The 23,818-nt window shown below is 43.4% G+C and carries 20 protein-coding genes and 9 tRNA genes; 15 read left to right on the top strand and 14 right to left on the bottom strand.

Annotation, left to right across the window (positions count from 1 at the left end; translation table 11 throughout):
* Positions 1–83: 83 nt before the first annotated feature.
* The 8 genes from rodA to leuS form a co-directional block, all read right to left on the bottom strand.
* Positions 84–1,190 carry a rod shape-determining protein RodA gene (gene rodA / locus BM736_RS23850; protein WP_076416774.1) on the bottom strand — a complete coding sequence of 369 codons (1,107 nt, stop codon included), beginning with the start codon at positions 1,188–1,190 and terminating at the stop codon, positions 84–86.
* A complete protein-coding gene (gene mrdA, locus BM736_RS23845; protein WP_076416773.1) occupies positions 1,187–3,043 on the bottom strand; it encodes a penicillin-binding protein 2 in 1,857 nt (618 codons plus the stop codon). The genes rodA and mrdA overlap by 4 nt, the downstream gene beginning before the upstream one ends.
* Positions 3,044–3,125: 82 nt before the next feature.
* Positions 3,126–3,596 carry a 23S rRNA (pseudouridine(1915)-N(3))-methyltransferase RlmH gene (gene rlmH / locus BM736_RS23840; protein ID WP_076416772.1) on the bottom strand — a complete coding sequence of 157 codons (471 nt, stop codon included), beginning with the start codon at positions 3,594–3,596 and terminating at the stop codon, positions 3,126–3,128.
* Positions 3,596–3,925: a ribosome silencing factor gene (gene rsfS / locus BM736_RS23835; protein WP_076416771.1), complete on the bottom strand. Its 330-nt coding sequence runs from the start codon at positions 3,923–3,925 to the stop codon at positions 3,596–3,598. Before rsfS ends, rlmH begins: the two co-directional genes overlap by 1 nt.
* A gap of 105 nt (positions 3,926–4,030) precedes the next feature.
* On the bottom strand, positions 4,031–4,666 hold the full coding sequence (gene nadD, locus BM736_RS23830) for a nicotinate-nucleotide adenylyltransferase (RefSeq protein ID WP_076416770.1): 636 nt from the start codon (positions 4,664–4,666) through the stop codon (positions 4,031–4,033).
* A 7-nt stretch (positions 4,667–4,673) separates the two neighbouring features.
* On the bottom strand, positions 4,674–5,714 hold the full coding sequence (holA, locus tag BM736_RS23825) for a DNA polymerase III subunit delta (RefSeq protein WP_076416769.1): 1,041 nt from the start codon (positions 5,712–5,714) through the stop codon (positions 4,674–4,676).
* Positions 5,715–5,781: 67 nt separating this feature from the next.
* Positions 5,782–6,276: an LPS assembly lipoprotein LptE gene (gene lptE / locus BM736_RS23820; protein WP_076416768.1), complete on the bottom strand. Its 495-nt coding sequence runs from the start codon at positions 6,274–6,276 to the stop codon at positions 5,782–5,784.
* 30 nt (positions 6,277–6,306) lie between these two features.
* Entirely contained in the window at positions 6,307–8,886 is a 2,580-nt protein-coding gene (gene leuS / locus BM736_RS23815) for a leucine--tRNA ligase (protein ID WP_076416767.1), read from the bottom strand.
* A gap of 119 nt (positions 8,887–9,005) precedes the next feature.
* On the opposite strand from leuS, the gene BM736_RS23810 reads away from it, so the two are divergent.
* A complete protein-coding gene (locus tag BM736_RS23810; RefSeq protein ID WP_076416766.1) occupies positions 9,006–9,506 on the top strand; it encodes a zinc ribbon-containing protein in 501 nt (166 codons plus the stop codon).
* 256 nt (positions 9,507–9,762) lie between these two features.
* On the top strand, positions 9,763–11,631 hold the full coding sequence (locus tag BM736_RS23805; protein WP_076416765.1) for a methyl-accepting chemotaxis protein: 1,869 nt from the start codon (positions 9,763–9,765) through the stop codon (positions 11,629–11,631).
* Positions 11,632–11,715: 84 nt separating this feature from the next.
* Here BM736_RS23805 and lnt read toward each other — a convergent pair whose 3' ends face one another.
* The 6 genes from lnt to BM736_RS23775 all read right to left on the bottom strand — a co-directional run bounded on the left by lnt (position 11,716) and on the right by BM736_RS23775 (position 17,891).
* Complete coding sequence (gene lnt / locus BM736_RS23800; RefSeq protein ID WP_076416764.1) at positions 11,716–13,269, bottom strand: apolipoprotein N-acyltransferase; 1,554 nt, start codon at positions 13,267–13,269, stop codon at positions 11,716–11,718.
* 51 nt (positions 13,270–13,320) lie between these two features.
* Positions 13,321–14,196, bottom strand: coding sequence for a CNNM family magnesium/cobalt transport protein CorC (gene corC / locus BM736_RS23795; RefSeq protein WP_076416763.1), 876 nt, complete (start codon positions 14,194–14,196; stop codon positions 13,321–13,323).
* 49 nt (positions 14,197–14,245) lie between these two features.
* On the bottom strand, positions 14,246–14,719 hold the full coding sequence (gene ybeY, locus BM736_RS23790) for an rRNA maturation RNase YbeY (protein WP_076416762.1): 474 nt from the start codon (positions 14,717–14,719) through the stop codon (positions 14,246–14,248).
* Positions 14,712–15,752: a PhoH family protein gene (locus tag BM736_RS23785; protein ID WP_076416761.1), complete on the bottom strand. Its 1,041-nt coding sequence runs from the start codon at positions 15,750–15,752 to the stop codon at positions 14,712–14,714. The genes ybeY and BM736_RS23785 overlap by 8 nt, the downstream gene beginning before the upstream one ends.
* Positions 15,753–15,904: 152 nt before the next feature.
* Positions 15,905–17,329: a tRNA (N6-isopentenyl adenosine(37)-C2)-methylthiotransferase MiaB gene (gene miaB / locus BM736_RS23780; RefSeq protein WP_076416760.1), complete on the bottom strand. Its 1,425-nt coding sequence runs from the start codon at positions 17,327–17,329 to the stop codon at positions 15,905–15,907.
* Positions 17,330–17,522: 193 nt separating this feature from the next.
* Positions 17,523–17,891, bottom strand: coding sequence for a hypothetical protein (locus tag BM736_RS23775; protein ID WP_076416759.1), 369 nt, complete (start codon positions 17,889–17,891; stop codon positions 17,523–17,525).
* Positions 17,892–18,162: 271 nt separating this feature from the next.
* On the opposite strand from BM736_RS23775, the gene BM736_RS23770 reads away from it, so the two are divergent.
* From BM736_RS23770 to BM736_RS23710, 13 genes are all read left to right on the top strand, one after another.
* A complete protein-coding gene (locus BM736_RS23770) occupies positions 18,163–19,302 on the top strand; it encodes an FAD-dependent monooxygenase (RefSeq protein ID WP_372828715.1) in 1,140 nt (379 codons plus the stop codon).
* 223 nt (positions 19,303–19,525) lie between these two features.
* Complete coding sequence (pth, locus tag BM736_RS23765; RefSeq protein ID WP_076416757.1) at positions 19,526–20,110, top strand: aminoacyl-tRNA hydrolase; 585 nt, start codon at positions 19,526–19,528, stop codon at positions 20,108–20,110.
* Between the two features lie 126 nt (positions 20,111–20,236).
* The gene (gene ychF / locus BM736_RS23760) at positions 20,237–21,328 is read left to right on the top strand and encodes a redox-regulated ATPase YchF (protein ID WP_076416756.1); all 1,092 of its coding nucleotides are present in this window, start codon (positions 20,237–20,239) and stop codon (positions 21,326–21,328) included.
* 299 nt (positions 21,329–21,627) lie between these two features.
* Positions 21,628–21,704, top strand: a tRNA-Met gene (locus BM736_RS23755).
* A gap of 196 nt (positions 21,705–21,900) precedes the next feature.
* Positions 21,901–21,985: transfer RNA gene (locus tag BM736_RS23750), tRNA-Leu, on the top strand.
* Positions 21,986–22,034: 49 nt separating this feature from the next.
* Positions 22,035–22,109 (top strand) — tRNA-Gln (locus tag BM736_RS23745).
* A 31-nt stretch (positions 22,110–22,140) separates the two neighbouring features.
* Positions 22,141–22,215, top strand: a tRNA-Gln gene (locus tag BM736_RS23740).
* A 35-nt stretch (positions 22,216–22,250) separates the two neighbouring features.
* Positions 22,251–22,327: transfer RNA gene (locus tag BM736_RS23735), tRNA-Met, on the top strand.
* Positions 22,328–22,464: 137 nt separating this feature from the next.
* Positions 22,465–22,549 (top strand) — tRNA-Leu (locus BM736_RS23730).
* Positions 22,550–22,603: 54 nt separating this feature from the next.
* Positions 22,604–22,678, top strand: a tRNA-Gln gene (locus BM736_RS23725).
* 172 nt (positions 22,679–22,850) lie between these two features.
* Positions 22,851–22,935: transfer RNA gene (locus tag BM736_RS23720), tRNA-Leu, on the top strand.
* A 190-nt stretch (positions 22,936–23,125) separates the two neighbouring features.
* Positions 23,126–23,210, top strand: a tRNA-Leu gene (locus BM736_RS23715).
* A gap of 393 nt (positions 23,211–23,603) precedes the next feature.
* On the top strand, positions 23,604–23,818 hold a 215-nt coding region (locus tag BM736_RS23710), incomplete at its 3' end, for a transposase domain-containing protein (protein ID WP_179079049.1).

Here is a 23,818-nt window from a genome sequence, read left to right as displayed (position 1 = left end):
GCCGATTATAGAGAGAGGTTTAAGCCTACAAGCTTAAACCTCTCCAATCAATGACTCGTTCGTTGGTTTTTATGTGAAAATGCCTACCTATCAATAAACCTTCGATGGGTATGAATACTCATTAAGATCCCGAAACCTGTCATTAAGGTCATCATGGAGGTTCCCCCATAACTGATGAGGGGTAATGGCACGCCAACAACGGGTAGCAGGCCAGAAACCATCCCTATGTTCACAAAGATATAAACGAAAAAGGTCAAAGTGATGCTGCCTGCTAAAAGGCGAGCGAAACTGGTTTGTGCTCTTGAAGCAATAACAAGCCCACGGCCAATAACATAGAGATACATAAGCAGTAATAAAACGCTGCCAATGAGTCCAAACTCTTCACCAATAACAGCAAAGATAAAGTCGGTATGCCTTTCTGGAAGGAACTCTAGTTGTGACTGTGAGCCTTCGAGCCAGCCTTTCCCCCACGGCCCACCGGAACCGATAGCAATTTTGGACTGAATAATATGGTAGCCAGCACCTAGAGGATCTTTTTCAGGGTCCAGTAGTGTTAAGACTCGTGTGCGTTGATAATCACGCATCAAGAAGAACCAAAGTACTGGTAGCATAGCGAGTATGCTACCGATAAATGTACCGACAATTGCCCAGCTCATACCAGATAAAAACAGTACAAAGATTCCTGAAGCCGCCACTAAAATTGAGGTGCCTAGGTCGGGCTGCTTAGCGATAAGTAATGTTGGCACTAACAGGATAATACCTGCACCTGCGAGGTAACGCTTTTTTGGGGGCAGAGGGTATTTGCTAATATACCAAGCCATAGTAATAGGGAAGGCTAGCTTGATGAGTTCAGATGGTTGGAACTCCATAAAACCTAAGTTCAGCCATCGCTGAGCGCCCTTATTTATCTCACCAAAAAAATGTACTCCGAGCAGCAGTACTATCCCCGCAAGATAGATGGGAAAAGCCCACCGCCTAAATACTTCGGGGTTAATTTGGGCGACAATAAACATAATTGCCAAAGATAGCCCCATGCGTACGAGTTGTCTCTCCATCAGGGCGAGATCTTCCCCACCTGCAGAATAGATAACAAACAGCCCAAACCCCATTAAGCATAAAATACCAATCAAGAGTGGTAGATCGATATGGAGTCTTTGCCAGATATTAGGGCGATGGTTTTGCGAACTCATTGAAGGGGCTCCACAGTATCTCTTAGCATATATTCATCGAGTAAGGCTCTTGCAACAGGGCCTGCATTAGCGCCACCCCAGCCAGCATTTTCCAAGACAACTGCAAGGACTATGGTCGGGTTTTCGAATGGCGCATAGGCAATGATCAATGCGTTATCTCTAAAATGTTCTTCAATGGCGTCGGCATCATATTTCTCACCTTCAGCTACGCTAATGACCTGCGCCGTACCTGTTTTCATTGCCGCAGTATAAGGCGTGTCTTTAAAGCGTTTCTTATGAGCTGTGTCTTTCATCGCTTGCTTAATAATATCCCAGTTAGCAGGATCTTTAAGTTCAATGGGGGCGCGCTCATCAATTGGGCTATCGATCATCGAAGTACTATCTTTTATCGACTTAAGGAGGTGAGGTGTAAACCTTCTGCCCTTATTGGCTAATATTGCAGTGGCGTTAGCTAGCTGAAGGGGGGTGGTCGTCCAATAGCCCTGACCAATCCCTACAGATATTGTATCGCCGATATACCATGGCTGGTTATAGCGCAATCGTTTCCAATCTTTAGAGGGCATAATGCCTGCAGACTCTTCAAAGATATCGACCCCAGTTCGCTCGCCAAAACCAAAAGGCTGCATAAAGTGAGCAATCTTATCTACACCTGTTTTGTAGGCTAAGTCATAAAAGAAGGTATCACAGGAGTCAATTAAAGCGCTATTGACGTCGACCCAACCATGTCCCCATCGTTTCCAGTCACGGTATTTTCGCTCTACCCCAGGTATCTGCCAAAATCCAGGATCCCAAATTCGGGTTTTAGCCGTTATGGTTTTTTCCTCTAAGCCCAGTAATGCCAAGTGTGGCTTTACTGTCGATGCAGGAGCATATTGCCCTTGCGTTGCGCGGTTAATCAAGGGGCGAGAACGTGAGTTAAGTAATTCACCATAAGCTTTGCTGCTAATGCCGTGAACGAATAAATTAGGATCGTAAGTTGGGCTGGATAACATGGCTAAGATGCCGCCATCTCTTGGGTCGATAGCGACGACGGAGCCGCGGCGGCCGTCGAGCAGTTCTGCAGCTTTCTTCTGTAAGTTAAGATCTAACGTAAGGTATATATCTTGACCGGGATCTGGGGCAACAGATTTTAAGGTACGGATTGTTCGTCCGCGGTTATTGACCTCCTCCTCTAAGTGTCCCGGTTTTCCATGTAGCAGGTTTTCATAAAACTTTTCGATCCCCTGTTTACCAATATCTTTGGTTGCGGCATAGTTTTTCCACTGCTCACTTCGTTGCAGTGCCGCTTGATCGCGATCGTTTATTCTGCCCACGTAGCCTAAAGCATGTGTCATTAAGCCATTGTATGGGTAATGTCGTTTTAATCCTGCTACAACAGAGACCCCTGGGAATCGATGCTGATTGACACTAAAAAGTGCAACCTGCTCTTCGCTTAAACGGTTTTTTAATGTCAGTGGTTTAAAGCGTCGATGGTACTTTAGAGACTCGATGAAATCTTCCTGCTCTTCAGCAGTTAAAGGAATGACACTACTGAGCGCTTGAAGTGTTTCAGAGATATCTTTTACTTTCTCAGGGACGAGTTCTAAAGAGAAAAAAGGTTGGTTTTCGGCTAAAAGTTGCCCATGGCGATCGTAAATTAAGCCACGGCTAGGTGCAACGGGGACAACGCGAATGCGGTTGTCATTTGAGCGAGTTTCGTAATCTGTGTATGAGAGTATTTGTAGATGGTAAAGATTAGTCAGTAATATGCTTAATAGCACAACAACGCAAACAAATGTAAACAAGGCTCTACGTTTAAAAAGCGATGCTTCGGCAGCGTGGTCATGCATCGTTATTCGCTTTTTTGGCGCCACTTACACTTTCTCCTGCCTAAATTATAAGCAATAGGCATCTAGCCTGGTCTTTAGCAAAAAGTTCGGGTTAACCGAACTTTATCTATTCCCTGTGATAAGGGTGATTATTATTAACGCTCCAAGCTCGATATAAGCTTTCGGCAACCACAATCCTGACGAGTGGGTGTGGCAAAGTCAATGCAGACAGACACCAACTTTGAGTGGCAGCTTGCTTACAAGCTGGCGCTAGCCCCTCTGGGCCACCAATAAGCAAACTTACATCACGGCCATCAAGCTGCCAGCGACTCATTTGAGAAGCAAGATCTGGCGTATCCCAAGTTTTTCCTGGAAGATCTAAACTGACAATATGGTTCCCTTTGGGAATGGCTGCCAACATCTGTTCACCTTCTTTATGAAGGATACGTGCGATATCGGCATTTTTGCCTCTTTTCCCCGCAGGGATCTCTATAAGCTCGAGTGCCATGTCTCTTGGAAATCTGCGCTGATATTCCACAAAACCTGTCGTAACCCAAGCTGGCATACGAGTGCCTACTGCGACTAGCTGTAATTTCATTAAGCTGGTTTGGCTGACCAGAGCTTCTCTAGCTCATAAAAGTCACGTGTCTTGTCTTGCATAACATGCAAAATAACATCGCCAAGATCCACTAGGACCCACTCGCTGCTTTCACGGCCTTCAACACCAATGATGCTTAGGTTGGCACGTTTACACTCAACCACAACGTTTTCAGCTATTGCCTTAACGTGTGTTTTAGACGTTCCAGAACAAACTACCATGTAGTCGGTAAGGTTAGACTGATCTGATACTTCTAAAGTAACGATATCTTTGGCTTTTAAATCTTCGACTTTGTCGATAACAAACTGCTTTAGCTCGGCGCTTTCCACGCGTAATTCCTCAAATTTTTTTGACAGCGCAGTAGTATAACAGGTTATAAAGGCATTGAGGATGCACAAAGTTAATTAACCCTATTCAAAGATAGGCGTTAGTTATTAAGCTGGTGTTTGGTACAGGTTTTTTACGGTGATAAAGTTCAGCACTTGACTGGGGATAGCCGCGGTAGGGCATTTATGGGCGGCAAGCTGAGCTCTTATTTGAGTGGAAGAGTATGGCTGAGGGGTGATATTAACTTGAAATATGAGGCCTGTTTTAGCTGTGTTGGGTGCTTCAGCACTCGTTAATCTTTGTTCATACTCATTAAACACCTCCATTTGAGCGGTTACTTGCCAGCCATCTCTGGGGGATATCACAAAATGACAGAGGTTAAACAGCTTTTTCCACTCAAACCAAGTCGGAAGCGAGACTAAAGAGTCAGTGCCCATCAGGAAAAAGAACTCGTGTTCAGGATGAGTTGCATTTAGTGACTCGAGTGTGGTCACTAGATAAGAGGGAGCATTACGTTTTGCTTCTATATCGCACAGTTGAAAGTCATCATATTGCTGACAAACTAGTTCGACCATCTCGAGCCGTTGCTCAGTACTGACAACTGTAGCGTCTTTGTGAGGGGGAATATGGTTAGGCATGAGCCATACTTGCTCGAGGTTGAGCTGAGTTTTTATCTCTAGTGCTGGCCTGATATGCCCAAAGTGGATAGGGTCAAATGTCCCGCCTAAAATGCCGATCCGCATTGGTTAGCTAGCTCCAGTCATTTAATTGAATATGAGCAAGTTTACTGTGGGCCTTGGGATCGAACAGTAAGCTTAAATGACTGACGCCGGTCCAGTCTTCAAATCCCTGCTGTTTCAGTTTTAACTCTATATCTGAAGCAGATGCCAATAGCACTTCTATCTGGAATAGCGAAAGTCGTGATAATGCTGACTGATATAATGGCTTACGTTTATCCCAAATCCGTAGTTTACTCCATAAAGCTTGTAGCGATTCATTGGCATCGAGCGCTGTTTTTAGCTGCAATAGAATCGTGAGCTCCTTGAAAATCCCCCAAAGGATAATCGGCATCGCTACGCCTTCAGCTTTCAATTGGGACAGAATATGCTGAGCTTTATCTTGCTTATTATTGAGCATGGCATCGGTCAGTTGAAACACGCTAAAGCGTGACTGATCCTCGAAGTACTGAGTGAGTTGCTGGCTATTAATTTGCTCGTTCGGGCTGAGAAGTTGCAATAGTTGCAAGGATTGATCTGCTGCAAGCAGATTACCCTCATAGAGACTAAATAGCATTTCCTTAGCATCAGGAGATAGATTCAAGCTAAAGTGGTTTATGCGTGTTTCGAGCCAACGCTGAAACTGATTGCCTTCCGGCGTCATGCAGGGGATATAAACCCCATGACTATCTAACGTTTTAAACCACTTACTTTTGGTTTGTTCAGCTGCAAGCTTAGGACCTGTCACAATAAACAATACATCGGGATTTGCCATCTGCATTAAGCTTTGAAAAATCGCACCTCCCTCACTACCTGGTTTTGCTTGAGGTAGGGTCAACTCTATCACTCTGCGACTTGAAAACAGGCTCATGGCTTGCCACTGGTCTATCACATCATTCCAGTTAAAACCTGTTTCTTGTGTGAGCTGAATCTTCTCCTCAAAGCCCTCTTTCTTAGCTTGGGCATAGAGCAGATCTCGGCTTGTTTCACATAGCCAAGGATCGTCGCCGAAGATCATATAACACTGTTTTAATGGTGACAGTTGTTTAGAGAGTTGATCTGGATAAACCCGCATCAATAGGTCTCAGTTCTTGATAGGTAAAGGCTTGCTTGGGTATACAGCTTTGTGGCTGAATACCCCATTAATTTATCTCGATAGAAGCAAGTGTTTGGATCATTCGGTCTGCAGCTTGATTACGCATCTCTTTTAACAGGAGCTCCATCTCACGACTTTTAGCTAAAGCTGTGCGAGGGTCATCAAGGTAATCACGATGAATATCGATATCGAATCTCTGCGATTCACCTTGTGGAAGGCGTACTGCAAAAGTGACGTGATAGGTCAGCTCATACTCTGCAACATTACCGGTAGGGTAGAGAGAAAGCGTCGACCTGTCTAAAGAGTCATGAACAATTCTTAGCGTTGGTGTGTCATCAGACGATTCAACTAACGCAATGCTGTGTAAGCGAAGGCGCTCACGAACTAAACGTGTGAGTTCACTGTACTCATCCTGACTGCTCAGGTGCAAGGTTTGTAACTGCTCTGGAATGGAGTAGTTTCCTTGAAGTTTAAAACCGCAACCAGCACTGAGCATAATGCTCAGTGCTGCTATTGCGAAACATATGCGTTTTATAAGCATAAGCTAGGCAGTATTTCCTTAACGTTGATACTAGTTAGCGACTATGTTTAGCAGCTTACCAGGTACATAGATAACTTTACGTATTGTCTTACCTTCAGTGTGTTTAACAACACCCTCTTCAGCAAGACCTTGCTCTTCAACTGCTTCTTTTGATGCATCGGCAGGAACAGTGATCTTAGCACGTAGCTTACCATTGACCTGAACGATGATCAGCTTACTGTCTTCAACAAGTGCCGATTCATCAACTTCTGGCCATAGAACCTCTTCAATATCGTCACTATTTCCTAATTCATTCCACAAGTTAAAACTGGTATGTGGAATGATTGGGTAGAGTAGACGTACCACAGCTGAAAGTGCTTCTTGCATTAGGGCACGATCTTGCTCTGACTCAGTTGGCGCTTTTTGCAGGCGATTCATCAACTCCATAATTGAAGCAATAGCAGTATTGAACATCTGACGACGCTCGATATCATCACTCACTTTAGCTATGGTTTTGTGCAACTCGCGGCGTAGCTCTTTTTGCTTACCATCTAGTGCTTTAACATCAAGCGCTACCGTTTCGCCTTTAGCGACATGGTCATGGGCGACTTTCCACAAACGTTTAATGAAGCGGTGAGCTCCTTCAACACTAGACTCTTGCCATTCAAGCGTGAGCTCTGGCGGCGCGGCAAACATCATAAATAGACGCACAGTATCAGCGCCATACTTGTCGACCATCTCTTGTGGATCGATACCGTTGTTCTTCGACTTCGACATCTTGCTCATACCTGTGTAGGTAAGTTCGTTGCCTTGGCTATCAACAGACTTAACTGGACGGCCTTTATCATCGCTTTCGGTAACAGTCACATCGCTAGGTGAAACCCAAACACGAGCACCTTTCTCATTGTTATAGTAGTAAGCATCAGCCAATACCATACCTTGAGTAAGCAGTCGCTTTGCAGGCTCATCTGAGTCTACTAGACCAATGTCACGTAGTAATTTGTGGAAGAAACGGAAGTAGAGCAGGTGCATACATGCATGCTCGATACCGCCAATATACTGATCCACTGGTAGCCAGTAGTTTGCTTTTGCTGGATCTAGCATCTGATCGGCATCAGGGCTACAGTAGCGAGCATAGTACCAAGATGATTCCATAAAGGTGTCGAAGGTATCAGTCTCTTTAAAGGCTTCTTCACCATTAATCTGAGTTTTAGCCCACTCTTTGTCTGCCTTAATTGGGCTTTGGATCCCATCCATGACGACATCTTCAGGTAAAATAACCGGAAGTTGATCTTCTGGAGTCGGTACCACAGTGCCATCAGCAAGGGTTACCATAGGAATTGGTGCGCCCCAATAACGCTGACGAGATACACCCCAGTCACGTAGACGGAAGTTGACCTGACGCTTACCTTTACCTTCAGCTGTTAGCTTGGCATCGATAGCATCAAATGCCGCTTGGAACTCAAGTCCATCAAACTCGTTTGAGTTAAATAGCACACCTTTATCGGTGAAAGCTTCTTCACTGATATCAAGCTCGCTGTCGCTAGGCTTGATCACGCCTTTGATCTCAAGGCCATACTTGTTGGCAAACTCAAAATCACGTTGATCGTGGCCAGGAACAGACATCACCGCACCAGTACCGTAGTTCATCAGTACAAAGTTAGCAGCCCAAACTGGTACCAATTCACCTGTTAATGGGTGAACAGCTTTAAGACCTGTATCGACACCCTTTTTCTCCATTGCAGCCATAGCCGCTTCGGTAGTGTCTGCGTTCTTGCACTCTTCGATGAATGCTGTCAGCTCTGGGTTGTTTACCGCTGCTTGCTCAGCAAGTGGGTGACCAGCTGCGATAGCAACATAGGTCACACCCATCACAGTATCTGGACGTGTGGTGTAAATATCGAAAGATTGCTCACTGTCAGCAACCTGGAAAGTCATTTCGATGCCTTCACTACGGCCAATCCAGTTACGTTGCATGGTCTTAACTTGCTCAGGCCACTCATCTAACTGGTCGATATCTTGTAGTAGCTCATCAGCATACTCAGTGATTTTAATGAACCACTGTGGGATCTCTTTTTGCTCAACTACAGTGTCACAACGCCAGCAGCAACCATCGAGAACTTGCTCATTAGCAAGTACGGTTTCATCGTTTGGACACCAGTTAACAGAGGCTGTTTTCTTATAAACTAAGCCTTTCTCATAGAGCTTAGTGAAGAACCACTGTTCCCAGCGGTAGTATTCAGGTGTACAAGTCGCGATTTCGCGGCTCCAGTCATACCCGAAACCCAGCATTTTTAGCTGGTTCTTCATGTAATCGATATTTTCATAGGTCCAAGGAGCTGGCGCTGTGTTGTTTTTTATCGCAGCATTTTCAGCAGGTAGGCCAAATGAATCCCAACCGATAGGCTGAAGGACATTTTTTCCCTGCAAACGCTGGTAACGAGAGACAACGTCGCCTATGGTGTAATTACGTACATGACCCATGTGTAGACGGCCAGAAGGGTATGGGAACATAGAGAGACAGTAGAATTTCTCTTTGTTTTCATCTTCGGTGACTTCAAAGGTTTTTTTGTCTTGCCAGTGCTGTTGCACTTTAGCTTCAATTTCTGAAGGTTGATATTGCTCTTGCATCAATATTTCCCGGCCATCGGGCCCATTGTTTGATCTTGCGCACTTTCTACGCGAGTTAGATCTGCATAGAATAAACTAGAAGTGAGTCATTAAAAAGGTTCGGATGAGGAGTATTTACAATGAGTAAGAGAAGTACTGAGTTACTATCGCTTTACGAAGCGCTTTTAGCGCAAGTTAAATCCGACTATTCTGACGATAACTCAATGACTGTTAAAGAGTTATTTTCAATCGTCACTAATAGGGCTGAGTTTCTTTCAATCAAAGACAGGGCAAAAGAGAATGAACTTGCTTTAGTCGAACAATTTTTAAAACGTGATATAGCAGCTTACCTTCAAGAGAAAAATGATACGGACTTAAGTCATAGTCCCACAGTTATCACCGTTGAGAATACATTATGGCATTGGCTAAGTGGTATCACAGATCGAAGTCAGATTGAGTGGCATGAAGTGCTACAAGATTTTAAGCATCAAGGTCACTATCAAAGTGGTGAGGTTGTCGGCCAAGGTAATATGGTTTGTACACACTGCGGTCATGAAATGAAGATTGAATTTCCTGGGATCATTCCAGATTGTCCTCAGTGTGATAAGAGTGAGTTTACGCGTGAAGCACTAGCGCCATAAATACTTTTCATTTTCATCATTAAGCTTAAGCATATTCAATTTGTATATGCTTAAGTGTTTATGCCCTTTTTTCATCAAATATTTACCTCTCCTTAATAAATTACCTAGTGATAACGGGCACTCCCCTTCAAATTTACTATATTAAAAGTTGTAGTTGATGCGTTGCATTGAGAGCTGACTATATTAATTGATTGTTTTGCCGGTTTTACCTCCCGCAGCATGACTAATCAATTCTTTACCTCGTGTTGGAGTTGCTATGAAATTTGTACATAAAGTGGTTATTGCTGTGAGCGTCATTTTATTCCTATCTTTAGGCTTTTTATCTGGTTATCAATACATTCAGGTAAAGAAGCAGATTGAGACGCAAGTTAATAATAGTGTGGCAGAGTTAGCTAGCTCGATGAACAGTAATATTCAAGCGGTAATAAACGAAAAGTCTGACTTAACTGAATATGCGGTCTCTCTATTGCAATCTGAACTGTCAGACGAACACTTTCGCGAAGTGTTGAGTAAGCCCATTATAAAGAAGCATTTTCTTTTAGCTGGAATGGGATTAGAGAATGGCCACTTTGTTGGTAATGACCCTAATTGGAACCCTGGCTCTAGTTACGATCCAAGACAACGTATGTGGTACAAGGAGGCAAAAAGAATTGGCAAGCAACTTGTGACTGAACCCTATGCTGATGCTGCGAGTGGAGAGATATTAGTATCTACTTCAGCCCCACTTTTTATCGATGGTCAGTTTAAAGGCGCGCTTTTTACAGATATAAGTCTGAAAAGCTTGGCAGAGATCAGTAACCAAGCCAGTCTATTTGGTGCCGGTTATGCCTTTATTGTAGGTGCAAATGGCAATTTTATTGCTCACCCAGATACTGGGCAAAATGGTCGTTCGATGAAAGAGTTTTTTGGGCAAGCGCTAGATATCAGTAGCGAAAGTCATGGATTTGAATTTGAAGGTGAGCTTTACACTGTTGTATTTAGTCCATTATCTGGCTTAGGTTGGAATTTAGGTATAGTGCTCGATGAGAGTGTTATTTTTGCCGCCGCTAATGAACTGAAAAGAGATGCAATACTCTATTTAATTCTATCTTTAGTAATTGCAACCTTAGTCATGAGTGGGATCATCAGTCGGTTAATGAGGCCGTTAGATATTCTCAATGACGCGATGAGAGATGTGTCAACTGGAGAGGGCGATCTGACTCGTCGCTTAAGCACTGATTCTGATATTGAATTTGCTACTTTAGCTGGTAACTTTAATAATTTCGCTATTAAACTGCAGGAGTTGATTCAACAAGTTAAGCTGTTAGGTGGAGAGATAAGCTTAGGCACTGAAAGTACAGCCCGTGGTGCAAGTGAAGCCACTGAGTCAATGGGATTACAAACTCAAGAAGTTGAGCAGTTAGCGGCAGCTATGCACGAAATGGCAACAACTGCTGCAGATGTTGCAAATAATGCCCAAGGTGCTGCGTATGCGGTTCAGCAGGCTGATAATGCCGTCAGCGATGGCGCGACAGCTGTTCAGACGACCACTGAATCTATTGAGCACTTAGCTACACAAATAGAGGAGGCCGTAGAGGCTGTTAAAGAGTTAGAAACCGACACTACAAGTATTGAATCGATACTTGGTGTGATTAATGAGATTGCAGGTCAAACTAATTTGTTAGCCTTAAATGCGGCTATCGAGGCGGCTAGAGCAGGTGAGTCGGGAAGAGGTTTTGCTGTTGTAGCCGATGAGGTGCGAAGTTTAGCTGCGCGAACACAAGAATCTACATCTGAAATTAAAGAGAAAATAGATAAGTTACAACTTGGTGTCGCTGCGGTTGTTAATGTAATGGGCCAAAGCCGAAGCACCACTGAAATCACCGTTGAAAAAGCCAAGGCGGCAAATGAAACACTTAACGATATTCGTAAGAGCATTGAAGAGATCACTGACATGAACCTGCAAATTGCGAGTGCCGCAGAAGAGCAGAGCCAAGTCGCTGAGGAGATGAATGTCAATACATCGAATATAAGAGATTTATCAATGCAAGTTGCTGACAACTCTGAATTAACAAATGAGGCTATGAGCAAACAGCTAGAGCAAGTAAAAGATCAGGAAAAGCTGTTGAATCAGTTTATTGTTTAATCATAGCTGTGATTCATCCATATAAAAATACCCGCAACTTGCGGGTATTTTTTGTGTCAACTGCTCGACAAGCACGTTGCTCGTTTATGATTTTATTGACCTTGATAAGTAATACGTTCTAGCAATAGAAATGAGCAATAAAAGCGCGGAGATAAGTAGAGTAGGCCACTGACCCAACTTAGCAAAAATTGTTTGGCCTTCAACTAAAGGAATGTCCGCAACCAGCACACCTGTTTCAAATTGTGGGAGTTGGTGGGTAATGTTACCTTTTTCGTCAACCACAGCGGTCACGCCATTATTAGTCGCTCTGACTAAAGGTCTTCCCAGTTCAATTGAGCGCATTTGAGCTATCTCCATATGCTGCAATGGGCCGTTTGATGTGCCAAACCATGCATCATTTGACACCGTTAATAACAGTTCTGTTCCCATGTTTACATTGGCTCTTAATTGCTCGGGAAAAGCAATTTCATAACAGATGGCTGGTGCCACCTGGTGACCCACTGCATTGAGATTCGCTTGCTGGTATTCCCCTCGCTGAAATGAAGACATGGGGAGATTGAAAAAGGGAGCTAGTGGGCGCAATAATGATTCAAGTGGAACAAACTCGCCAATAGGTAACAGGTGGTGCTTCTTAAATTCATTGTTACCCGTTCCTGTGTAATCTGCTTGTGCTTGCTCTTTGCTGTCATGGTTACCGAGTACGATTAATGAATTGTAAAAGCTATCCTGCTGGTGGCTAATAATACCTGTAATGATTGCTGAGTGATTAAGGTTTGCGGCCTTATTGGCGTTATTCAGGAACTCAGAGACCATATATTCAGGCGCTGGAATTGCAGCTTCTGGCCAGATGATAATATCGGCATCAAACTCTGGGCGAGAAAGGTCCATATATTTACTCATGGTTGGCCACAAGGCTTCGGGCTCCCATTTCATGCTTTGAGGAATATTGCCTTGTACTAGCGCTACTTTTACAGAGTCTCCAGTTGGAGAGATATTTGAGAACAAGGGAGTTAAATAGCTCGCTACAGCGATTAAAGGCACCGCGATAGCGGCAGAACGCCAACGTTTTTGCAGCAACAGGGCAAATGCACCTGCTAATAGGGCAAGTACAAAGCTAATGCCCAAGGCGCCAATGATAGAAGCGAGGGATTTAAGAGGCCCTTCAGTTTGTGAGTAACCAGCCCAAAGCCAAGGGAAGCCAGTTAATATCCAGCCCCTTAGCCATTCAGTAAGTGTCCATAGGGCGGGAAACAGTAATATATTTCTAATTAATCCACTTTGCGGAGCAATTTTTTGCAGTAGAAAGCCACAGAGCGCTGGGTAGAGAGCCAAGTAAAGCGCCAGAATAGCCATTAAGGCGATAGAGGCAATAAGTGGCATTCCCCCATAAGTGGCCATACTCACGTGAACCCAGCTAATCCCTACAGAGAAGCAACCAAAACCAAAGCTGAGCCAATATTTAAGCGCAGACTTAGGAGAAAGCTTATCTGTTTGATATAGCACAAAGGTAAGTGCAATGAGATAAATCGGCCAAAGCCCATAGGGGGCAAAGGCCAATGCTGTGCTAGCGCCTGCAAGGTATGCAAGTAGCAAGCGAATTTTACAATGATGGGCAAATGCCCGAAGTTTATTCAGCATTTAAGCCTCATCATTTAATAGAGCTTTTTAGGTAGGAAAATTAGCCTGCTACTAGGCTATCTGCTCTTCAGCGTTAGGATCCGGGAGTTTGACTCTAAGTTGCAACAAGCGACGCGTGTCGGCGCTAATCACTTTAAACTCAATCCCATCAATGGTGACCTTCTCATTTCTTTCTGGTAAGTGACCAAAAGCATGAGATACCAGACCGCCTACAGTATCAAATTCTTCATCACTGAACTGAGTTTTAAACTCTTCATTGAAGTCTTCGATAGGGGTCAAGGCTTTGATCATATAGACTTGCTTGCCTACTTTGCGGATCTCAGTCTCTTCGGCTGACTCATGAACAAACTCATCTTCGATATCACCAACAATCTCTTCAAGGATATCTTCAATGGTAACTAGCCCAGAAACGCCGCCATACTCATCGACTACTATGGCCATATGGTATCGCTGAGATCGAAACTCTTTGAGTAATACGTCAACTCGCTTGCTTTCGGGGACAACAACGGCAGGGCGGATAACTTGCCCTAATGAAAATGGCTCTTCGTTGTTTTTAAACCCATATTGAAGTAGGTCTTTTGCAAGTAAAATACCTTCAATATGATCTTTATCTTCGTTGACGACAGGAAAACGTGAATGAGCAGAACCAATCACAGTGGAGAGTAGTTCCTCAACACTATCATCTATTTGAAGTGCGACTATTTGAGCTCGTGGGATCATGATGTCCCTAACTCTTAAGTCTGAGACCTCTAAAACACCTTTTATCATCTCGCGAGTATCTTCAGAAATAACTTCACGCTGCTCGGCGTCATGTATTACCTCTACAAGTTCATCACGGCTTTTAGGTTCGCCCTGGAACAACTGACTTACTTTTTCCAACCAGCCCTTCTTTTGGGCGCTGGTACTCGGGGGGATATCGTCACTCATAATATTTTTCAGTCACTGTTATGCGCTAAAAAAGCGCTAAAAAGACCTTTTAATCTTCCTTATATGGATTGGTATAACCTAAGCTTTCAATGAGTTGTGTCTCAATCGACTCCATCTCTTCAGCTTCGGTGTCATTAATATGATCATACCCTAGCAGATGCAAGCAACCATGTACAACCATGTGAGCCCAGTGGGCTTGTAGCGTTTTACCTTGTTGCTTAGCTTCACATTCTACTACTGGGGCGCAGATAATAAGATCGCCTAATAGCGGTATGTCAATTTCAGCTGGTGCTTCAAAAGGAAAAGATAGTACGTTAGTCGGTTTATCTTTGCCTCTATAGGTACTATTGAGGCTCTGACTTTCCGCTTCATCGACTATACGAATCGTTAATTCAGCTTCACTCATGCTATCTCTGAGTACTGTTAATACCCAAAGTTCAAAACTTTCTTGGCTTGGCAGTTCGCTATTGTCGATGGCAATCTGAAGTTCAAGATCTAACTTGACTGCTGAGGGCTTATTCATCAGAAGCTGCCTTTAGTGTTTGGTAGTGGCTATCACGTTTCGCTTTCGCTAGTTGAGCTTGTTGTTCATGCTCTTCATAGGCTTCAACAATTCTTGCCACTACAGGATGACGTACGACATCTTTAGCCTGGAAGAAATTAAAGCTTATCTCATCAACTTTACTTAGCACTTCAATAGAATGTCTTAGGCCGGACTTTTGGCTTTTAGGCAGGTCAATTTGAGTGATATCACCAGTGATCACCGCACGTGAGTTAAACCCTATACGAGTGAGGAACATTTTCATCTGCTCAACAGTGGTATTTTGGCTTTCATCTAAGATGATAAAGGCATCATTGAGTGTACGCCCTCGCATATAAGCAAGTGGTGCGACTTCAATGATATTGCGCTCCATAAGGCGCTCAACTTTTTCAAAACCTAGCATTTCAAATAAAGCGTCATAAAGAGGGCGAAGGTAAGGATCAACCTTTTGGCTTAAATCACCGGGTAGAAATCCAAGCTTTTCACCCGCTTCAACCGCTGGGCGTGTTAGCAAGATACGGCGAACTTCTTGACGTTCTAATGCATCAACTGCGGCGGCTACTGCAAGGTAGGTTTTTCCTGTACCTGCTGGACCAACACCAAAGGTGATATCGTGGCTCATAATATTTGCCACATAATCACTTTGATTAGGGTTACGTGGTTTAATCACGCCGCGCTTAGTCTTGATGTATAGCTCTTTTTCATCTCTTGGCGCTTCAGCGTCTAGGGCGACAGCTTCCTGAATAGCCAAATGTACCGTATCAGGCTCAAGATCGGGCGTTATACCTTTGACAGGCTGAGTCTCAATATAGAGATTTTTGAGTAGATTATTTACCGTAAGACAGTTTCTTGCTTGGCCTACAATCTGAAAGTGATTGTTGCGGTAGCTGATTTCTACACCGACGCGACGTTCAAGTTGCTTGATGTTGTCATCGAATGGACCACAAAGTGAAACCAAGCGGCGTGTGTCAGAGGGTTCTAAATAGAGATTGAGTGTCGTTAACTTGTTAGACAAAGTCGCTCCATATGGCAATTATCATACTGCTATTATTAAGTATATTTTACGAGTCCAGCGTTATAAATGCTAATGGTATTTACACTTGAACTTGTTTTCTCAAAGCTAAAAAAGGCGGCAATAAATGCCGCCTGATATAAAGATAACCTGATTTAAGGTATGTATTGAGTCACGCCTAAGTCATCATCTTGCTTATGTTTTGCCACAATATCAGATGGGCGCAATGAGCGTCTTAGGTCCATCTCAGCTTCACCGCGAACAAAAACGCCACGCAGTGAGTTAGTGTAAACATCAACAATCTCTACATCGACAAAACTACCGATATGCTTTGGATCCGCTTCAAAGTTAACCACTCGGCTGGTTTCAGTACGTCCTCTGAGCTCCATCGGATTTTTAACTGATGGCCCTTCAACTAAGATACGCTGAACGGTACCTAACATTTGTCGGCTGTAGCGCATCGCTTGTTGAGTTATACGGTCTTGTAGTATCGCAAGGCGCTCTTTTTTCTCTGTTAGAGAGACATCGTCAGGCAGATCGGCTGCAGGCGTGCCTGGACGAGCGCTATAGATAAAGCTGAAACTGTGGTCAAACTGTACATCTTCGATAAGCTTCATTGTATCTGCAAAGTCTTGCTTAGACTCACCAGGGAAGCCGATGATGAAGTCGGAACTTATCTGAATATCTGGGCGAGCTTTACGTAGACGACGAATAATAGACTTGTATTCGATAGCCATATGGCCGCGCTTCATTTGAGTCAGAATATTGTCTGAGCCTGATTGCACTGGCAGGTGAAGAAAGCTAACAAGCTCAGGGGTGTCTTCATATACATCGATAATATCTTGCGAGAATTCGATAGGGTGGCTTGTTGTAAATCGGATTCTATCTATGCCGTCTATTGCTGCAACATAGCGAAGCAGCTCTGCAAATGAGCAGATCTCATCATCATGAGTCGCGCCTCTGAAAGCGTTAACGTTTTGGCCTAATAGATTAACTTCGCGAACACCTTGCTCTGCAAGTTGTGCAATTTCTAAGATAACGTCGTCGAGTGGGCGACTAACTTCTTCACCACGCGTATAAGGCACAACACAGAAAGAGCAGTACTTGCTGCAACCTTCCATGATAGACACAAAAGCGCTAGGTCCTTCAGCACGAGGTTCAGGCAGACGATCGAACTTTTCAATTTCAGGGAAACTGATATCAATAATCGCTTTGCCACCTTGTTTAATCTGATCAACCATCTCTGGTAGTCTGTGCAAAGTCTGAGGGCCAAAGATAAGGTCAACGCATTGCGCACGCTCCTTAATGACTTTCCCCTCTTGAGATGCAACACAGCCGCCAACGCCTATGATTAGCTCAGGATTTTTTTCTTTTAACTTTTTCCAACGTCCAAGCTGATGGAACACCTTTTCCTGGGCTTTTTCACGAATAGAACAAGTATTCAGTAGAAGCACATCTGCTTCTTCTGCTTCATCAGTTAAGGTGTAACCTTGGTATTCGTCCATTAGGTCGGCCATCTTAGATGAGTCATACTCATTCATCTGACAGCCCCAGGTTTTAATATGGAGTTTTTTGCTCATCAGTTTATGTCACTCTTGGAAGCACGGGAAAAACAGCGCGACATTTTACCCTCTGAGTTCGCAACTGGCTAGCATTTGCGCGTTAATATTCAAAAATACTTATGATGCAGAGGGCTAACCCTGATATTAAAGGTGCTAACCAACTCCTTTTGGTTAGCTAAGCAAGTTTGCGACAAAGCGTTTGAGTTTACATTTAAAGTGGGGCTGCACTACTTATGGTTATAGCGTTGTCATGGTGCTTTCTGTTGGCGACAGATTGGTACTGATTGTGTTTGTTTGCATCATGACGATTTGATGCTGATTGTTGGCTCACATTAAACTGCTTTGCGATAGAGTGAGCCATTTGATTCGAGCCTGCTCGCGCTTGTTTATAAATATCAGCTGCAATTTCAAGTTTGAATTGCATCAAGATTTCCGTCGTATATTGATATAGGGCATAATCAAAAGGTGATTTATAGTTTACTGTGATTCTTTCAATCGTCTTGTTTTGTATGCCTTCAGCCGATACTTGCGTTGAAATAAGGCCGATGATGATAAAGATACAAGCGGTTAGTTTTTTCATAATATGCTCTCTCAATCCATTGGTTGCTTTTAGTGCTGTGAGTGTAAATCAGAAAACTGTTTTAAAAGTGTTCAGTTTGTAACCGGGTATGAGCCAGAGCAGGTTCAGTCACATTTACATACGTATGAAATGATTTTGTAATATTTTAATTAGAATCTAGGTGGCCAGAGTTGAGCGACCTTTATTAAACCAACGTTAAATAAGGTAGTAATTGGTGAGTCATTCCAAGCAAGCTTGTGTAGAAAAAGATATCGTCATTGTTGGTGGCGGTATGGTTGGAGCGGCTACTGCAATAGGCTGCGCTCAGCTAGGGTTGAGTGTTGCTGTTGTTGAAGCTTTCCAACCAGAAGCATATCAGTGCGAGCAAGAACTGGATCTTAGGGTCTCTGCTTTTAGTGTGGCTTCTGAAAACTTGTTAGATCGCCTCGGGGCACAGGATGCTATTTCGAAAATGAGACGCGCCGCTTATTTAGGGTTGGAAACCTGGGAACTTGATGGTTTTATCACCCAGTTTCATGTCGAACAGGTCAAGGCTACGCATCTTGGCCATATCGTCGAAAATAGACTCGTGCAGCTTGCTTTGTGGGAGCAGTTTAATCAATTTGAAAATATTGAGCTTTATTGCCCTCGGAGAGTTGAACGTTTTGAACAGTTAGAGCAGGGCATTGCTGTTTACCTAGATGATGGTTTACAAGTTAACGCTAAGTTGCTTGTAGGGGCTGATGGGGCAAATTCACAAGTTAGGCAATGGGCTGGGATTGGTCTAATGGGCTGGGATTACTCACAGTCGGCCATGCTAATTAATATCGAAACCGAAGAAGAACAGCAAGATGTTACATGGCAGCAATTTACCCCAAAAGGTCCTCGCTCACTGCTGCCTTTACCAGGTAAAAATGCTTCATTAGTTTGGTATGATGATGCTGGACGAATAGAGCAGCTATCACAACTAAGTAATCAGGCGCTCGAGAAACAGGTTAAGTTGCATTTTCCTGAGCGGCTTAATCGCGCATTCAAAGTGCAACGAAAGGGTAGCTTTAAACTCACTAGGCGTCATGCTCAATCTTATTACTCCGATAATCTGGTTATACTCGGCGATGCCGCGCATACGATAAACCCTCTAGCTGGGCAAGGCGTGAATATCGGCTTTAAAGATGTTGAAGCATTAATTGATTGCATTTCACAAGCTAAAGAGGCGGGTAAACCGTGGTGGGATAACGCGAATTTATCGGAGTATCAATCTAAGCGTTATAAAGATAACCTGTTGATGATGTCTGCTATGGATCTGTTTTATGCAGGCTTTAGTAATGAACTGCTGCCTTTGAAAGTGTTACGAAATGCTGCGTTGAAACTGGCTAACGTTGATTCACCGTTAAAAAAACAGGTGTTGAAATACGCAATGGGGCTTAAGTAACCCTTTTATATCAATGTAATCAATTCAGAAACCTTCATACAGCCACAAAGCGTTTTCACCTTTGTGGTTTATCTGTTTACAACTTTCTTCATCCTTTTTTGCTTATAATTTGTTGCCTCAAGCATACAGTGTTAAAATGCCGCGTTTTTGTTTTGCGACCTCGCTATTTTCAATCGTTGAAATAGCTGGAGGCGTATGTTGAATGAATCAAAGAATGGGCTGAATGAGTAATATTAAACTTATTGTTGGGCTAGCGAATCCTGGCGAGAAATATGCGCAAACACGCCATAATGCTGGTGAGTGGTATGTAAGAGAGCTCGCTAGAATTTGTGGTGCAACGTTAGTCGCTGATAGTAAGTATTATGGATTGACGGCAAGGGTGACGCTTCACGGTAAAGATGTTCGCTTATTGATCCCGAGTACGTTTATGAACTTAAGCGGTAAATCTGTAGGTGCATTAGCAAACTTCTTCCGAATTGAAGCGGATGAGATCCTTGTTGCCCATGACGAGCTAGATATGGAACCGGGTGTCGCTAAGTTTAAACTTGGCGGTGGTCACGGTGGTCATAATGGCTTAAAAGATATCATTGCTAGCCTCGGTAATAATAAAGGCTTTTATCGATTACGCATTGGTATTGGTCATCCTGGTGACAGAAACCAGGTGAGTAACTATGTGCTGGGTAAAGCCCCTGCAACAGAACAGACTCAAATAGATACAGTGATTGATGAAGCTGTTCGCTCGACTGAGATCCTGTTTAATGAAAGTATGGCCAAGGCTATGAATCGGTTACACGCCTTTACTGCGTAGCACCTTTGGCGATAGATAATGATTTTTTGATGTGGCTTCTTAAGCCGCTCAATATAAGAACTTAACTCAATTTCACGATTTAACTATCGTGTTAGTGAGTCTACTAATGAGATATAAGGTAAAGATATGGGTTTTAAATGTGGCATCGTTGGCCTGCCAAACGTAGGTAAATCAACACTGTTTAATGCGTTAACAAAAGCTGGCATCGAAGCGTCAAACTTCCCGTTTTGTACAATTGAACCCAATACTGGTGTCGTGCCGGTACCTGATTCGCGTTTAGAAAAACTCGCTGCGATTGTTAACCCTGAGCGAGTGTTACCAACTACGATGGAGTTTGTTGATATCGCAGGCCTTGTTGCTGGTGCTTCTAAAGGTGAAGGTCTAGGTAATAAATTCCTAGCTAACATCCGTGAAACTGATGCGATTGGTCATGTGGTTCGTTGTTTTGAAGATGACAACATTGTTCATGTTGCTAATAAGGTTTCTCCTGCAGCAGATATTGAAGTTATTAATACCGAGTTAGCGCTTGCCGATCTTGATTCATGTGAAAGAGCGATTCAGCGTCAAGCTAAGCGTGCTAAAGGTGGCGATCAAGATGCTAAATTTGAAGTGTCTGTACTAGAGAAAATGGTTGAGCCATTAAATGAAGGTTTAATGCTTCGTTCTTTAGCGCTGTCAGATGAAGAGAAGGCTGCTGTTGCTTACCTTAACTTTTTGACGCTTAAACCAACGATGTACATAGCTAACGTTTCTGAAGATGGCTTCGAGAATAACCCTCATTTAGATACCGTTCGTGAAATTGCAGCAAAAGAAAACGCAGTTGTTGTTGCTGTTTGTGCAGCCATTGAATCAGAACTAGCTGAAATGGATGCAGAAGACCGTGAAGAGTTTATGGCGGACCTAGGTCTAGAAGAGCCTGGCTTAGATCGTGTTATTCGAGCTGGTTATGATCTCCTGACGCTACAAACATACTTTACCGCAGGTGTTAAAGAGGTTCGTGCATGGACTGTTGCTATCGGCGCTTCAGCGCCACAGGCAGCTGGTGTTATTCATACTGACTTCGAACGTGGCTTCATCCGTGCACAGGTTATGGCATATGATGACTTTATTACCTATAAAGGTGAAGCGGGTGCCAAAGAAGCGGGTAAGTTACGCGTGGAAGGTAAGTCATATATCGTTAAAGATGGCGATGTGATGCATTTCTTATTTAATGTATAACAAGTTATTTTGTGATTGAGTGAGCTGAAATAGCTTTATTTATGCTTTTTAGTCACTAGATTTAAAAGAGCCCAATTGTAATCAATTAGGCTCTTTTAGTTTATTTGGCCTAGAAAGCCAGGCTTTTCGCTATCTCAATCATGATAAATCAGCTATATTTGCGCATCTGGTGCTCAGTTTGGTGAAGTAATAGGCGAACGGCGAAATTAGTTTATATTTGCGAAAAAAAGCGGTTGACCTGATTACGCTGAATAAGCATAATACGCCCCGTTCCTCACCAAGAGGAACTTTAAAACAGTGGCAATATAGCTCAGCTGGTTAGAGCACAGCATTCATAATGCTGGGGTCGCAGGTTCAAGTCCCGCTATTGCTACCATCTTTCTCGAGATGTAAAACCTGAGATGTGGTGAATTACTGATGCTAGTAACTTAGGTTCAAGTCTCATCGTTCACTACCATCTTTCTCCAGATGTAAAACATGAGGTGTTGTGAATTACTGATTCTAAGAACTTAGGTTCAAGTCTCATCGTTCACTACCATCTTTCTCTCAGATGTAAAACATAGAGGTGTAGTGCGGGAGTGGTGGAATTGGTAGACACGCCAGATTTAGGTTCTGGTGCCGTAAGGTGTGAGAGTTCAAGTCTCTCTTCCCGTACCATTTATTTTGAATGCTAGATTTATCTAGTATTTGAAGTGTTAAGAAAGATTGGGGTATCGCCAAGCGGTAAGGCACCGGGTTTTGATCTCGGCATTCCCAGGTTCGAATCCTGGTACCCCAGCCATCTTTCTACACTTCATAATCTGAAAAGATTTTGGGGTATCGCCAAGCGGTAAGGCACCGGGTTTTGATCTCGGCATTCCCAGGTTCGAATCCTGGTACCCCAGCCATTTTTATACGGTTAAACGTATACACTGGTTGTTGTGGCAATATAGCTCAGCTGGTTAGAGCACAGCATTCATAATGCTGGGGTCGCAGGTTCAAGTCCCGCTATTGCTACCATCTTTTTCTCAGATGTTAAATGAGACATCTTTCATCGGATGTAAAACTGATGCTGTGAAGGAGTGGTGGTGTTGATATTAGGCACGCCAGATTAATCTCTTAAGCGCCATCTCATCAAGATGTAAAACTGATGCAGTGCGGGAGTGGTGGAATTGGTAGACACGCCAGATTTAGGTTCTGGTGCCGTAAGGTGTGAGAGTTCAAGTCTCTCTTCCCGTACCATTATTAAAAGATACAGGCTTAGTGTTTGAGTTTGTAACTTAGCAAGAAATTTGTTGGGGTATCGCCAAGCGGTAAGGCACCGGGTTTTGATCTCGGCATCCCCAGGTTCGAATCCTGGTACCCCAGCCACTTTTTACATCTGCTCAAGATGGAAAACTAGAGTAAGATTCAGACTGGTGTTATATTATTTATTAACAGTCGGTTTAAATCTAATCTTGTTCGGGAGTGTTGGTGTTGATATTTGACATGCCAGATTAATCTCCTTAACGCCATCTTAATCAAGATGTAAAAGTGATGCAGTGCGGGAGTGGTGGAATTGGTAGACACGCCAGATTTAGGTTCTGGTGCCGTAAGGTGTGAGAGTTCAAGTCTCTCTTCCCGTACCATTTTTAAACTTAACTATTATTTTGGGCTTATGTCTAGATAGGTTTAAGTTTTCATCCTAATAAGATGTAAAACTAGCAACATCTCTTCAAGATGTAAAACTGATGCAGTGCGGGAGTGGTGGTGTTGATATTAGGCACACCAGATTAATCTTCTAAGCGCCATCTCATCAAGATGTAAACTTGATTCAGTGCGGGAGTGGTGGAATTGGTAGACACGCCAGATTTAGGTTCTGGTGCCGTAAGGTGTGAGAGTTCAAGTCTCTCTTCCCGTACCATTTATTTATAACGAAAAAGCCTGTCTTTATGACGGGCTTTTTTGTGCCTGGAACATTTGTGGCAATTTCTCATGGATAGAGTGAAATAGGCTTTGTATCTTGAATATACTGCTTTCCCCCGTGATCTTATTAAGGGGGAGGCATGATGCAGTGCGGGAGTGGTACTCTAAGCTAGAACATAGGGTAGACATGCAGCTTTAGGTTCAGGTGTCGTAAGGTGTGATACGCACTTAGAAATAGAGAGGGGTCTCTCTTCCCGTACCACTCCTTATCAATGAAAAGTTTATAACGAAAAAGCCTGTCTTTATGACGTAATGCCGATCGTTTAAGAGGACTTGAACGATCCTGCAGATGAAAGATAATCCCTACCAGTATTCTGGTGGGGATTTTTTTATGTTTGCGCAAGAGCTTGAGCTAGTTCATGAGTCTGTTGAAGAAAGTGGGTCTTATGGTTCTGTAATGGAGGCTATTGATTCAGAGTGGATAGAGCAGTCATTACTCACAGCCAACAAGGCAAGTATCCGTAATCGCCGTTTGCCTGCACAGCAGGCAGTCTGGCTCGTGCTTTGGATGGGGTTAATACGTAACCAGTCCATCAAAGAGGTTTG

Source organism: Shewanella sp. UCD-KL12 (genome assembly GCF_001957125.1).
Classification (GTDB): Bacteria; Pseudomonadota; Gammaproteobacteria; order Enterobacterales; family Shewanellaceae; genus Shewanella.
The sequence above is the reverse complement of the archived record's forward strand: the minus strand, read 5'-3'. Positions and strand labels throughout refer to the sequence as shown.

Bases quoted from the DNA above. Each gene is read 5' to 3' on its own strand.
- ybeY (WP_076416762.1), bottom strand. From the start codon at position 14,719: ATGAATAAGCCCTCAGCAGTCAAGTTAGATCTTGAACTTCAGATTGCC.
- BM736_RS23805 (WP_076416765.1), top strand. From the start codon at position 9,763: ATGAAATTTGTACATAAAGTGGTTATTGCTGTGAGCGTCATTTTATTC.
- lptE (WP_076416768.1), bottom strand. From the start codon at position 6,276: ATGCTTATAAAACGCATATGTTTCGCAATAGCAGCACTGAGCATTATG.
- leuS (WP_076416767.1), bottom strand. From the start codon at position 8,886: ATGCAAGAGCAATATCAACCTTCAGAAATTGAAGCTAAAGTGCAACAG.
- rodA (WP_076416774.1), bottom strand. From the start codon at position 1,190: ATGAGTTCGCAAAACCATCGCCCTAATATCTGGCAAAGACTCCATATC.
- miaB (WP_076416760.1), bottom strand. From the start codon at position 17,329: ATGAGCAAAAAACTCCATATTAAAACCTGGGGCTGTCAGATGAATGAG.
- pth (WP_076416757.1), top strand. From the start codon at position 19,526: ATGAGTAATATTAAACTTATTGTTGGGCTAGCGAATCCTGGCGAGAAA.
- BM736_RS23810 (WP_076416766.1), top strand. From the start codon at position 9,006: ATGAGTAAGAGAAGTACTGAGTTACTATCGCTTTACGAAGCGCTTTTA.
- corC (WP_076416763.1), bottom strand. From the start codon at position 14,196: ATGAGTGACGATATCCCCCCGAGTACCAGCGCCCAAAAGAAGGGCTGG.
- nadD (WP_076416770.1), bottom strand. From the start codon at position 4,666: ATGCGGATCGGCATTTTAGGCGGGACATTTGACCCTATCCACTTTGGG.
- BM736_RS23770 (WP_372828715.1), top strand. From the start codon at position 18,163: ATGGTTGGAGCGGCTACTGCAATAGGCTGCGCTCAGCTAGGGTTGAGT.
- BM736_RS23775 (WP_076416759.1), bottom strand. From the start codon at position 17,891: ATGAAAAAACTAACCGCTTGTATCTTTATCATCATCGGCCTTATTTCA.
- lnt (WP_076416764.1), bottom strand. From the start codon at position 13,269: ATGCTGAATAAACTTCGGGCATTTGCCCATCATTGTAAAATTCGCTTG.
- ychF (WP_076416756.1), top strand. From the start codon at position 20,237: ATGGGTTTTAAATGTGGCATCGTTGGCCTGCCAAACGTAGGTAAATCA.
- rlmH (WP_076416772.1), bottom strand. From the start codon at position 3,596: ATGAAATTACAGCTAGTCGCAGTAGGCACTCGTATGCCAGCTTGGGTT.
- holA (WP_076416769.1), bottom strand. From the start codon at position 5,714: ATGCGGGTTTATCCAGATCAACTCTCTAAACAACTGTCACCATTAAAA.